Origin of the sequence: Shewanella sp. ECSMB14101, from assembly GCF_000773485.1 — a bacterium.
Classification (GTDB): domain Bacteria; phylum Pseudomonadota; class Gammaproteobacteria; order Enterobacterales; family Shewanellaceae; genus Shewanella; species Shewanella marisflavi.
Genome location: NZ_JSFF01000003.1, coordinates 171,014 through 184,100 on the forward strand (window position 1 = coordinate 171,014; position 13,087 = coordinate 184,100).

A 13,087-nucleotide genomic window follows, 5' to 3' on the forward strand; every position below is an offset into this window, starting at 1 on the left:
CGTACCTTTTTTATTCGTCACAAGTTATGCGACGATCAGTATCTTACAGGTATTGGTGCCGCCGATGGTTTCCATTGCATCGCCTTTGGTCATCAGTACCAAATCACCCGATGTTAGATAACCCGCTTCGGTTAGGGATTCTAATGCTTTCTTAGCGAGTTCGTCAGCGCCATAAGCAGTAGAGTCAAAGTACACAGGTTGAACACCACGGTACAATGCCATTTTAGCCAGGGTGACTTCATGACGTGACAGCGCCAAGATAGGCAGTGCTGAGCTGATACGAGACATTAGCTGTGGCGTTGCACCAGACTCTGTCAGGGCAACAATTGCCTTAACGCCTTCCATGTGGTTCGCGGCATACATAGTTGATAGCGCGATAGTCTCTTCAACAGAGGTAAAGCGCTCGTCCATACGGTGCTTAGACACCTGCACACTTGGATGAGCCTCGGCGCCTAAACAGACGTTAGCCATCGCCTTAACGGTTTCCTCAGGGAAATCGCCAGCGGCGGTTTCTGCCGATAGCATGACAGCATCTGTGCCATCAAGCACGGCATTGGCGACGTCCATCACCTCTGCGCGAGTTGGCATAGGGCTAGAGATCATCGACTCCATCATTTGAGTAGCGGTGATCACGCTCTTGTTAAGCTGACGTGAACGGCTGATAAGCTTCTTCTGTACAGCGACGAGTGCCGCATCACCGATCTCTACACCTAAGTCACCACGAGCAACCATGACGGCGTCAGAAGCCAAGATCACATCGTCCATCGCTTCATCGGAGACGACTGCTTCAGCGCGTTCGACTTTAGAAACGATCAATGCATTACTACCAGCCTTTTGAGCCAGTTCTCGTGCATAGTTAAGATCGGCACCGCTACGAGGGAAAGAGACAGCCAAGTAATCCACTTTAATGGCTGCTGCCGTGACGATATCTCGTTTATCTTTTTCAGTCAGTGCCGCCGCAGACAGGCCGCCACCTTTCTTATTGATCCCTTTATTATTAGATAGGGGACCAGCCACAGTCACTGTGGTGTGAACCTTATTACCTTCGACCTTTTCAACCTTAAGCTGAACACGGCCATCATCGAGCATTAGAATGTCGCCAATGCTGACATCTTGTGGCAACTCTTTGTAGTCGATCCCCACTTGGTTTTCGTCACCTTGGCCTTTTTCTAAGTCGGCATCCAGAACAAATGCCTGACCTAAATTCAGTTGCACCTTCTTATTATCTTTGAAGGTAGACACGCGGATTTTAGGGCCTTGTAGATCACCAAGAATCGCGACATGAACACCCAGTTCTTTGGCGATATTGCGCACATCGGTCGCGCGCTTGAGGTGATCTTCTGGTGAACCATGTGAGAAGTTTAGACGAACAACATTTGCACCAGCTTTGATGATACGACGTAGATTGTCGTCACGATCGGTTGCTGGACCCAGAGTCGTTACAATTTTGGTTCTGCGGAACATGAGATACTCCGTTAAGTTTTAAATAATCTTACTCTATATTAACAGACAAAATGGAGTTTTGTAGGAAAATTACAGACAAAATGATCTATCTCAAATTATTAATTTTGTGAACTGCTCCGATTAAAAGTGAAAAAAAAGGCGGCCCTTGTGTCATTGGCCGCCTAATATCCTTTCAAAACTGGACTATAGTGTCGATTCTTTATCGATACGAGACTCTTTTAGCACCTCTTTGACTCGCTTCAAACTCTCTCTGAATCGAGGGCCGCGGCGTAGGGTAAAGCCGGTCGCCAATACGTCTACAATAACCAATTGTGCCAAACGTGAAGCCATAGGCAGATACATGTCGGTATCTTCAGGCACTTCCATGGTCACAGGCAGGGTAACTTCGCTGCTCAGGGGAGAGTTACGCGAGGTGATAGCAATAACGGCAGCGCCGTTCTCACGGGCCAATCGGGCGATATCGATAAGCGATTTGGTTCGGCCGGTATGGCTTATTAAGACGACTACATCACCCTCACTGCTGTTGATACAACTCATGCGCTGCATTAAGACATCATCGAAACAGATAACTGGCACATTGAAACGGAAAAACTTGTTTTGAGCATCATGGGCTACCGATGCTGACGCGCCAAGACCGAAGAAGGAGATTTTTTTCGCTTGTGTCAGGATATCAACCGCTTTATTGATGGCCGCTGTGTCCATGCTTTGTCGAGCGGTATCCAGCGCCGCCATTGAAGATTCAAAGATCTTGGTGGTATAGGAATCTGGGCTGTCATCTTCTTCTACGTGACGACTAACATAAGGTGTACCGTTAGCGAGGCTCTGTGCTAGGTGCAGCTTGAAATCGGGAAAACCTTTAGTATCTAACCGGCGACAGAAACGGTTAACGGTTGGTTCACTCACGTCGGCCATTTTTGCCAAGGTAGCGATACTGGAATGAATTGCGGTTTGTGGCGACGCCAAGATCACCTCAGCCACTTTACGTTCTGACTTACTGAAATGGGTTAGGTTTTTCTGAACCTTTTCTAGGGTATTCATATGCGTACATCCACTGGATTGTAATGTAATTATATTTATTCTTTTATGTCATTATAGAAACAAACAAAAAGTGCTAAAGTTTGGATTATGTGACGAATTATGATCTAACTACAGAGCAAACTTTCTACTATATATAGTAATTTAATCACGAAAAGCATATCAGATTTTGATGTCTTGTTGCTAGTTTACTGATAGGTCATTTTTTGCAAAATTTAGATGCAATTAACAAATTCTGTTGTTATATTACAACAAACATGTGAGCTTCTCATCGAAACGATGGGACACAGTGACATAGGAGATTTTTAAGCTATGGGCATGACATCACCGGAAGCCAAAGCTTGTGATTTTGTATTGTTCGGCACTAAAGGCGACCTTGCCAGACGTAAGCTACTGCCTTCGCTCTACCAATTGGATAAAGCCGGTCTGCTTAATGAAGAGACTAAGATAGTTGGGGTAGCTAAAGATGCATTCTCTCATGAAGAGTATCAAGAGCTAGTCATTACAGCATTAAAAAGCTTTGTTAAAGAAGCCTTGTGTGACGAGACCCTGACGCGATTTCTCAGCCGCTGTGTCTATATAGGTACCAACTTCACAGAAACTGAGGGTTATAGCGCTTTCCATGAGGTACTGGATCCTAAGAAGCGCGTCATGGTGAACTATTTTGCCACACCGCCAGCCATCTTCGGTGACATCTGTCGTTGCCTTCACGAACAAAATCTTATTTTTCCTGATACACGTGTCGTTCTCGAGAAGCCAATCGGCTCAGATCTCGCTTCCTCAAAAGTTATCAACGATCAAGTCAGTGCCTACTTCAACGAAAATCAAGTTTATCGTATCGACCATTACTTAGGTAAAGAGACAGTACAGAACCTGATCGCGCTGCGTTTCGCCAATTCGCTGTTTGCCTCTAAGTGGGATAACCGCACCATAGACCATGTACAGATCACAGTTGCTGAAGAGGTGGGTATTGAAGGGCGTTGGGGCTATTTCGATAAAGCCGGTCAGATGCGTGACATGATTCAAAACCACCTATTGCAGGTACTGACGCTGGTCGCCATGGATCCACCGGTTAACCTAGATGCCGATAGCATTCGTGATGAAAAGGTTAAGGTGCTTAAGTCACTGCGTAAGATAGACGCCGATAATATTTATGAAAACACTGTGCGCGGACAGTATTCTGCCGGTTTCTTAAAAGGAGCGCCTGTACCGGGCTACCTTGAAGAAGAGGGCGCTAATACTCAGTCACACGCCGAAACTTTTGTGGCACTACGTGTCGATATCGATAACTGGCGTTGGGCCGGTGTGCCTTTCTACCTGCGTAGTGGCAAACGTATGCCGACTAAGAGTTCTGAGATCGTGGTCTATTTTAAGAACCCACCTCACAACTTGTACCGCTCAAGCTACCGCAACTTGCCACCTAATAAACTGACTATTCGTCTGCAGCCTCACGAAGGCGTTGAGATCCAGATGATGAACAAGGTGCCTGGACTGGAGCAGAAGCAGCGTCTGCAAACCACTAAGCTGGATTTGAGCTTCTCTGACACCTTTAAGAATGACCGTATCGCCGATGCCTATGAGCGTCTGTTGTTAGAGGCCATGTTGGGTAATCAGGCGCTTTTCGTACGCCGTGATGAAGTCGAGCAAGCGTGGACCTGGGTCGACGGTATCATTCAAGCTTGGGAAGAGAGCAACGAGAAGCCGAAACCTTACCCTGCGGGTAGTTGGGGCCCAGTGGCTTCAGTTGCATTGATAGCCAAAGACGGCCGCTCTTGGGACGAATAAGGACTGATTAAGATGATTAAAGAATCCGTATTCAAATCTTTTGATAGCAAAGCCAGCCTTGAAGCGCAGTTGGCATCTCGTATCGCCGATCAATTGCAGGCAGCAATCGATGCGCGGGGCAAGGCGAGCTTGGTGGTGTCTGGTGGTTCGACGCCGCTAGCACTGTTTAAATTGCTCAGCCAAAAGGCGATCGAATGGAACGATGTCTACATTACCCTGGCCGATGAGCGCTGGGTTGATACCGAACATAGCGATTCTAACGAGCGCTTGGTTCGTCAACATCTGCTGCAAAACCGCGCCGCCGGCGCAAAGTTTCGTGGTTTAAAAAATATGTTTGCCACCGCCGAAACAGGTGTGGATATGGCCATTGAGCAATTGGCTAACTTTCCTAAACCGTTCGACGTAGTGGTATTAGGCATGGGCAACGACGGCCACACCTGTTCATGGTTTCCCTGTTCAAAAGAGATCGAACAGGCGCTGACCACAGAGGCGCTTTGCCTGCCCGTGAATCCTGGCGAGGCGCCACACGGACGCATGACCATCTCCAAGCAGGGGATTTTAGCCTCACGTCAGATCTATTTACACATTGTTGGTGAACAGAAGCTCGCCGTTTACCGACAAGCGCTCGAAAATGAAGACGCCAAAGCGATGCCGATACGTGCAGTGTTGGCGCAGCACAAGACCCCGGTCGATGTTTATTGGAGCGCTTAAGGAGCGATTATGCATTCAGTAGTACAGTCAGTAACCGACAGAATTATTGCCAGAAGCCAAGCTACAAGAGCAAAGTATCTTGAGGCGCTCAATGAAGCGAAAGCCAATGGCGTTCATCGTAGCAGTCTTAGCTGCGGTAACCTGGCGCACGGTTTTGCGGCGTGTAGTCCGGCCGATAAAAATGCCATCAAGGCATTTAATAAAGCCAATATCGGTATTGTGACCGCTTTTAACGATATGTTATCGGCGCATCAGCCTTACGAAAATTACCCTGAGTTACTTAAAGCCGCCTGTCATGAGGTAGGTAGTGTTGCTCAGGTTGCGGCAGGCGTGCCAGCCATGTGCGATGGCGTCACCCAAGGTCAACCCGGCATGGAGCTCAGTTTGCTTAGCCGTGAGGTGATCGCTATGTCAACGGCGGTGGGCTTGTCTCACAACATGTTTGACGGCGCATTACTGCTTGGGATCTGTGACAAGATTGTCCCGGGTCTGTTGATCGGTGCCTTGAGCTTTGGGCATCTGCCGATGTTGTTTGTGCCGGCTGGTCCGATGAAATCGGGGATCCCTAATAAGGAGAAGGCGCGCGTACGTCAGAAATTTGCTCAAGGTCAGGTTGATCGCGCGGCGCTGCTGGATGCCGAGTCAAAGTCTTATCACAGTGCAGGTACTTGTACTTTCTATGGTACGGCAAACAGTAACCAGTTGATGCTGGAAGTGATGGGGTTACAGCTACCAGGTTCCTCTTTTGTGAATCCGGACGACCCTTTGCGCGAAGCGCTAAATAAGATGGCTGCCAAACAAGTTTGTCGTCTGACAGAGGTGGGCACTCAATACACGCCAATCGGTGAAGTCGTTAACGAGAAGTCTATAGTGAACGGCATAGTCGCTTTGTTAGCGACAGGTGGTTCAACCAACCTCACCATGCATATCGTCGCGGCAGCGCGAGCGGCCGGTATTATCGTCAACTGGGATGATTTCTCAGAGCTTTCTGATGCTGTGCCGCTACTCGCACGCGTCTATCCAAACGGCCATGCTGATATCAACCACTTCCACGCCGCCGGCGGAATGGCTTATTTGGTCAAAGAACTACTCGATGCCGGTTTGCTCCATGAAGATGTGATGACAGTGGCGGGCTTTGGTCTGCGCCGTTACACCCAGGAACCGCGTCTTATCGATAATGAGCTCGTGTGGGTAGATGGGCCAACCGAATCACTCGATAAAGAGGTGTTGACGGCGGTGAATACACCGTTCCAGGCTAATGGTGGTCTTAAGCTGCTGAAAGGTAATCTGGGACGCGCCGTTATTAAAGTGTCAGCGGTTGCCGAGCAGCATAGAGTTGTCGAAGCGCCAGCAGTGGTGATCGACGATCAGAATAAACTTGAAGCCATGTTTAAGGCTGGTGAGCTGGATAGAGACTGCGTGGTCGTGGTCAAAGGGCAGGGGCCGAAGGCGATAGGCATGCCTGAACTGCATAAGTTAACGCCTATCTTAGGTTCGCTGCAGGATAAAGGCTTTAAGGTCGCGCTGCTGACAGACGGTCGTATGTCGGGTGCCTCAGGAAAAGTGCCTGCAGCTATTCATCTCACACCTGAGGCATTAGATGGTGGTCTGATCGCCAAGGTCGCAAATGGTGACCTTATTCGTGTCGACGCCAATAGCGGCGAAGTGAGCTTACTGGTGGATGAAGCCGTGTTAGCTTCGCGGGTTGCCGAGAAGGTCGACCTGCGCAGTACGAGTTATGGTATGGGACGTGAGTTGTTCTCTGCGTTACGCTCAAATTTAAGTAGTCCGGAAACGGGTGCACGTTGCACTACGACCATAGACGAAAACTATTAATCACTGAGGAAGGCTTTAGCAATGGCTGAGAATAACTGGTCAATTCAACCACAAGATATTTTTAAACGTAGCCCGATCGTTCCCGTCATGGTGATTAATAAGATTGAGGATGCTGTACCACTCGCCAGGGCACTGGTCGAAGGGGGCATCAGTGTATTAGAGGTTACCCTGCGTACACCCTGCGCCTTGGAGGCTATTACTAAAATCGCCAAAGAGGTACCCGAGGCACTGGTGGGTGCTGGGACCATTCTTAATGAAGAGCAGTTGCAACAGGCCGTTGATGCAGGCGCTCAATTTGTGATCACCCCTGGCGCGACCCCTGAGCTACTAAAGGCCGCTATGAAGGGCACTGTCCCACTGATCCCTGGCGTGGCAAGTATCTCTGAGGTGATGACAGGTATGGCCCTTGGTTATACCAATTTTAAGTTCTTTCCTGCAGAAGCCTCTGGTGGCGTTAATGCGCTTAAAGCCTTCTCTGGCCCCTTGGCTAACATACGTTTTTGCCCAACGGGAGGCATTACGCCAAGCAGTTACAAAGATTATTTGGCACTTAAAAATGTCGACTGTATTGGCGGTAGCTGGATAGCCCCAACAGATGCGATGGAGCAGGGGGATTGGGCGCGGATCACTCAGCTGTGCAAAGATGCCATTAACGGGCTTTAGTCCTGTGTAAATTTAAAAACCTCTGCCATGGCAGAGGTTTTTTTATGGCTTGCATTTAGCGGTGGGATTCGCTTTCACTGAGTATTTTACTTGGCTTCACTATATTGATAGTCACCTATGGCTTGCCATACTCGGTATCTTAGCTGGGCGCCTGCAGGGAGATAGAAAACCTTAGGCAGACGGCTGTCGTACTCAAGGTTAAGCTTTTGCGGCAGCGTCAGAAAGGCAGTTTTCTTTGCCTTGTCAAAACAAGCCATCATGGTGCTTGGTCCCTGAACAATAGTGTCTACTTGGTAGTAGTTATAGCCCCAACCCTGAACTGTATGTTGTGAGATCTCACCCTTAAGGCTGTGTTTATTACAGTCGACTTGCTCACTACGGCCAATGGCGATTTCGATACGATAGTCCGTCTCATTTTCCAATTTGGGTAGCGTCAAAATATGTTGTACCAGCCCATTGTCAGGCGCTGGAAACATCTTGCTGGTTTCATGCACCTGATAATCGGCTGCTGTGTAGCTTACTGCCTGAGGGCTTGCAAGGTGTGCTGGTTTTACCGGACTGGTGGCTTGGGCTGATATTGTAGTAAAGGCCAGTCCCAGTCCAATTAAAAGTGTGCGTGCCGCCTGTGGGTAGCGGTTTAGACTCAGATTCATGAAAGCTCCTAGCGTTAAAGTAAATTCAGATATCCGGTATAAACGCTAGCATAAGGGAAAAGGGTTAAAAGCAAATAAATATTTTTAATTTATTGTTTTAAGTCGATTTTAAGGATCTATGTGACGAGGTCGATAGATTTAGATTTCGGGTATGTCATATCAGTTTACTTTGAAAATCAAACTAGTTAAGCTTTTGAAAGTTTGAAAATCAAAATAAATGACGAAGGCAGCCTATAACACTAAGGGCCGAGTCGCTAGTTGCTCGAAAAGACAAATTTAGTTTTTTCGATCATGAATAACGATCACTTATTTACAATAATAGAGAACTACTTATGTCCGATGTTAAGGATCATCTTGCCCCTTGGCAGCACTCACATCAATTCGCTAACTTAAACGCTGATGGCGAGCGTAATACCCGTTACGTGTTGTTGCTAACGCTGTTTACCATGATAGCCGAGATAGCTGCCGGGACCTTATATGGTTCTATGGCCTTGCTGGCTGATGGTTGGCATATGGGTACTCATGCTGCAGCCTTCCTAATTACCCTGTTTGCTTACCATTACGCTAAAAAGCACGCTAATAATCCAAAATTTGCGTTTGGTACCGGTAAAGTCAGCGTGCTTGGCGGATTTACCAGTGCTGTTGCCCTGGGATTAGTGGCTTTGCTCATGGTCGTTGAGTCGGTAAGTCGCTTGTTTAACCCCGAGCAGATCCATTTTAACGAAGCTATTTTTGTGGCTGTTATCGGTTTAACGGTTAACGTCATCTCGGTATTTTTGCTTAAAGATCATCATAGCCATGACCACCATCATGGGCACCATCATCACGGACACGGACATCATCACGGGCATACACACAGCCATAAACACGATAAACATCAGGAGCATGGCCATCACCACGACCACCAGCATGAAGAAAAGGGTCACCATGATCATAATTTGCGTGCTGCCTATTTTCACGTTATGGCCGATGCGTTGACCTCTTTGTTAGCGATTGGGGCGCTGCTGTTTGGTAAGTACTTGGGGCTGACCTGGCTTGACCCTGTTATGGGGGTAGTTGGCGCCGTGATCATAACCAGCTGGGCATGGGGACTGATGAAACAGACGGGGCCTATCTTGTTGGATGCCAGTATAGAAAAGCAGTATGTGAATGAGATGGTCGAGTTTATCGAAGATGAAGCGGATCATCAGGTTAGCGATATTCATGTCTGGCCTGTGAGTGCCGATCATTATGCGGCTATGGTGTCTATTGTTAGCCACGACCCAAAAGATCTGGACTATTTCAAGCACAAATTGGCTAAATTTGAACGTATCGATCATTTAACCGTCGAACTCATCACGTGTCGTCAAACTGAGTGCCAACAAGCAAACTAAGGATAGTTGCAGGGCACTAAATGGAGAATTTACCTTAGATGCAAAATAACGATCAATTGAGCCACGCCATCGTTGAGTTTTACGAGAAGCTTTCCTCGTGGGAGATGGCGGTGGTTAAGGATGCAGGCCACTCATTACCACAGATTCATGCGGTAGAAATTTTAGGTGCTAGCGGCGATCTTCGCATGAAGGAGTTAGCGGAAAAGATGGGGATCACAACAGGCACTCTCACTGTACAGATAGACAAGATGGAACAGGCTGGCCTGGTAGCGCGTAAGGCTCATCAGCAGGACAGACGTTCTATTCTGGTTGGCTTAACTGAGCAGGGGCAGGCCGTTTATCGAGAACACGACCAATTACACCATGGCTTGTCTGATCAATTAACCGCTAAGTTCTCCGACAGTGAACGAGAACTGTTATTGTGTTTTTTTGAACGGATGAATCAGGAGTTTTAGCCCCGCATTTGCTCCCGCCTTTCTTACACTTTTTTTTCACCTCCACTGTGTAAGTATCTCACCCTTAGCACAAGTTGCTTAACGCAAGTTAAGCAACCTAAATTCTGCTTTATTTGTGGTGCTGTATGTTGGTTAGCTAAATTTGCTGGCTCCTTCTGCGCCCCAGTTACTTGGACAATGACTTGCCCCAAGGTCTAGTGTATTACGACGAAGTCATGGCGTTAATAAACTGATATAAATCCGGTTTTAATCAATTTTCTAGTTGGCTGTTATCGGTCTGTCTTCGTCATTATTAAAGAGAGAACACTCAGTGCTGTCGAGAGTTAAAAATCTATCGGCGAACCAGTTTACGCTGATCATCGCACTATTTTATGTTTGTGTGTTTAATATGCCGCTGTTTGGCATAGTGAAACAGGGTATTGAAACGCAAGCAGAGGTGAACTATCTCTTTGTCGCGACGATTCCGCTGTTTTTGCTCTTAGCGTTAAGTTTTATCTTTTCCCTATTTTCAGTTAAATACTTGCTAAAGCCCTTTTTTATTGGTTTGACCTTAATTTCATCCTGTGTGTTTTTTGCCGCGTTGCAATATGGTGTGGTGTTTGACTATGGGATGATAGAAAACATGGTGCAGACAAATAGCGCCGAGGCCTTAACCTATTTCAACTGGTCGTCGGGTTTGAATTTTGCGCTGACAGGGATAGTACCTGCGTTATTGATCTACAAGACTAGGATTGTGTACAAGCCGTTGGTCAAAGAAGTCATGCATAAGCTGGTTTTTATGGCCGCCATGTTGGCAGGAATTACTGTGATTGGTTTCTTCTATTATCAAAACTATGTTGCCTTTGGCCGTAATCATGATCAAATGAAGCGTTATATAGTGCCGACCTATGCCATTGGGTCGATGGTAAAGTATGTCAAAGTTAATTATTTTCAAGAGCCATTGGTCTACAAGGAGCAGGGGCTCGATGCCAAGAATATGACTCATGATGGCAATAATAAGCCTAACCTAGTGGTGGTTGTGGTGGGCGAAACCGCCAGAGCACGTAACTATGAGTACTATGGTTATGATAAACCCACCAATGCCTATACTAAGGCCTATGACATGATTGCCTTTCAAGACACCTCGTCCTGCGGTACCGCTACAGCAGTTTCTTTGCCTTGTATGTTTTCCAGTATGGACAGAACTGATTACGATGCACGGCGCGCTCAGACACAAGATACTGTCATCGATGTACTTAATCATGGGGGCATAGCGCTGGAGTGGTTAGAGAATGATAGCGGCTGTAAAGGGGTGTGCGATCGCGTGACCCATATCAATATCGATTTTAACAGTGACCCCGAGCTTTGTGATGGCCATAACTGCTACGATCAGGTGTTATTAAATGCGCTGGATAAGGAGTTAGCTAAAGGGATAACCCAAGACACTATGATAGTCCTGCATATCATAGGTTCTCACGGCCCGACCTACTATTTGCGTTATCCTGAAACACATCGCAAATTTGTGCCCGATTGTCAGCGCAGCGATATTCAAAATTGTAGCGACGAAGAGTTGAAGAATACCTATGATAATACCATTTTATATGGTGACTATATTATCGCTCAGGTGATTGCTCGCCTTGAAGCCCACAATGAACAGGCGGATACGGCGCTACTTTATGTGTCTGATCACGGCGAGTCGCTGGGAGAGAGCGGTATTTATCTGCACGGTACCCCTTATACTTTTGCACCCGACGAGCAAATAAAGGTTCCTTTGCTTGCGTGGATCTCGCCAGATTTTGCGGTAGACAACCATTTGGATAAACAATGCCTGAGTGATTACGCAACAAAGGGAGGCTTCTCACACGACAACTTATTCTCTAGCTTGCTTGGTGTGATGAATGTGTCTAGCGCGGTTTATCGCAAAGAGATGGATATTTTTGCACAGTGCCGCAAGGGTTAAGTGTACAAAATTATTAACAAAAAGCTGGTAAGCTTGGCATTTTTCGTTATTGTAGAGAAAGCGTCTTCTCTCATTGAGTTGAGAGAGTATGGCGTGCCCTAATGCGCTAGTGTTTCTCGAATAATATCAACGGCGAAAATCTTTATGAATTTGGCTAAACAACTTACCGAAACTGAGCTTTCAGCTAAAATTTTGCGACATGCCGTGCCGCGTATGTCTGAACTCAATATTCCAGTTACCCCAGATAATTATGCCGTATGGTATGAGTATTTTCGTGGGGTAAATCTGGACCTTAAGCGTGCCATCGATGCTTTGGTTGCCAGCCGCGCTCATTTCACTACTGAGGTTAATGCGGGTCTCTACAATGACTTTATTAGGGAAAAATCACCTGAGGTTATTGAGAGTGTGCAGGTCGAAACGCAGATCTTGATCAATAACTTTATGACCCGGCTATCAGAAGTCACTGCCGGCACGGCGCAGTTTAATCTTAGTCTGAATGAGTTTCAGCATAACATTAGCCAAGACCCCGACCCTCAAACCCTGGAGCGTCTTATCGATACCCTTGCCGAAGAGGTGGCTCAGGTTGTTACCAGTAATCGAGAGATGGAGAGCAGCCTTAAGGTGATGAATGATGAGGTTGCGGCGCTAAAGTCAGAGATGGAAAATCTCAATGTGGCGGTGATGACAGATCAGCTTACTTCGCTGCGTAATCGCCGCGCCTTCGACGAAGAGGTGCTCTCTCACATTCAACAATTTAGGCGCGAGCAACGCAATAGCAGCCTGCTCCTCGTCGATATTGATAACTTTAAGCAGTTTAATGATACCCATGGCCACCTCGTTGGTGACAAGGTACTGGCCTATGTCGCTTTGGCGTTAAAGCAAGGGGTAAGAGGAGATGATTTCGTCGCTCGTTATGGTGGTGAGGAGTTTGTTATTCTATTACCTGATACCGATCACTCGGGCGCCATGGTGGTCGCCGAGCAACTTAGATCCCGTATTGCCGAGCGACACCTGAGTATTGGCAAAGATAAGAAACTCTCCCTAGGGGCAATAACCGTGTCCATTGGCGTCGCCTGTTTGTGTCATGATGATGATCGTGAGTCCTATCTTACACGAGCCGATGAAGCGCTTTATCGTGCCAAGTCGGCCGGGCGTAACTGCATAAAAGGCTAA

The 13,087-nt window shown here is 47.2% G+C and carries 11 protein-coding genes; 8 read left to right on the forward strand and 3 right to left on the reverse strand.

Annotated features, from left to right (window positions below; genetic code table 11):
• Positions 1-24: 24 nt before the first annotated feature.
• Together pyk and NY07_RS04440 are read right to left on the reverse strand one after the other, a co-directional pair.
• A complete protein-coding gene (gene pyk, locus NY07_RS04435; RefSeq protein WP_033538131.1) occupies positions 25-1,464 on the reverse strand; it encodes a pyruvate kinase in 1,440 nt (479 codons plus the stop codon).
• A 183-nt stretch (positions 1,465-1,647) separates the two neighbouring features.
• The gene (locus NY07_RS04440) at positions 1,648-2,502 is read right to left on the reverse strand and encodes a MurR/RpiR family transcriptional regulator (protein WP_033538132.1); all 855 of its coding nucleotides are present in this window, start codon (positions 2,500-2,502) and stop codon (positions 1,648-1,650) included.
• 309 nt (positions 2,503-2,811) lie between these two features.
• On the opposite strand from NY07_RS04440, the gene zwf reads away from it, so the two are divergent.
• The 4 genes from zwf to NY07_RS04460 are packed head-to-tail and all read left to right on the forward strand — an operon-like array spanning position 2,812 to position 7,494.
• The gene (gene zwf, locus NY07_RS04445; protein WP_033538133.1) at positions 2,812-4,284 is read left to right on the forward strand and encodes a glucose-6-phosphate dehydrogenase; all 1,473 of its coding nucleotides are present in this window, start codon (positions 2,812-2,814) and stop codon (positions 4,282-4,284) included.
• A gap of 12 nt (positions 4,285-4,296) precedes the next feature.
• On the forward strand, positions 4,297-4,995 hold the full coding sequence (pgl, locus tag NY07_RS04450; protein ID WP_033538134.1) for a 6-phosphogluconolactonase: 699 nt from the start codon (positions 4,297-4,299) through the stop codon (positions 4,993-4,995).
• A 9-nt stretch (positions 4,996-5,004) separates the two neighbouring features.
• Entirely contained in the window at positions 5,005-6,831 is a 1,827-nt protein-coding gene (gene edd / locus NY07_RS04455) for a phosphogluconate dehydratase (RefSeq protein WP_033538135.1), read from the forward strand.
• Between the two features lie 21 nt (positions 6,832-6,852).
• The gene (locus NY07_RS04460) at positions 6,853-7,494 is read left to right on the forward strand and encodes a bifunctional 4-hydroxy-2-oxoglutarate aldolase/2-dehydro-3-deoxy-phosphogluconate aldolase (protein WP_033538136.1); all 642 of its coding nucleotides are present in this window, start codon (positions 6,853-6,855) and stop codon (positions 7,492-7,494) included.
• A gap of 86 nt (positions 7,495-7,580) precedes the next feature.
• Here the strand turns inward: NY07_RS04460 and eco are convergent, their stop codons facing one another.
• Positions 7,581-8,147: a serine protease inhibitor ecotin gene (gene eco / locus NY07_RS04465; RefSeq protein WP_052125490.1), complete on the reverse strand. Its 567-nt coding sequence runs from the start codon at positions 8,145-8,147 to the stop codon at positions 7,581-7,583.
• A gap of 332 nt (positions 8,148-8,479) precedes the next feature.
• On the opposite strand from eco, the gene dmeF reads away from it, so the two are divergent.
• The 4 genes from dmeF to NY07_RS04485 all read left to right on the forward strand — a co-directional run bounded on the left by dmeF (position 8,480) and on the right by NY07_RS04485 (position 13,087).
• On the forward strand, positions 8,480-9,520 hold the full coding sequence (gene dmeF / locus NY07_RS04470) for a CDF family Co(II)/Ni(II) efflux transporter DmeF (RefSeq protein WP_033538137.1): 1,041 nt from the start codon (positions 8,480-8,482) through the stop codon (positions 9,518-9,520).
• Positions 9,521-9,558: 38 nt separating this feature from the next.
• Entirely contained in the window at positions 9,559-9,975 is a 417-nt protein-coding gene (locus NY07_RS04475) for a MarR family winged helix-turn-helix transcriptional regulator (protein ID WP_033538138.1), read from the forward strand.
• Between the two features lie 310 nt (positions 9,976-10,285).
• Complete coding sequence (locus tag NY07_RS04480) at positions 10,286-11,914, forward strand: phosphoethanolamine transferase (RefSeq protein ID WP_033538139.1); 1,629 nt, start codon at positions 10,286-10,288, stop codon at positions 11,912-11,914.
• Between the two features lie 144 nt (positions 11,915-12,058).
• Positions 12,059-13,087: a GGDEF domain-containing protein gene (locus NY07_RS04485; protein WP_033538140.1), complete on the forward strand. Its 1,029-nt coding sequence runs from the start codon at positions 12,059-12,061 to the stop codon at positions 13,085-13,087.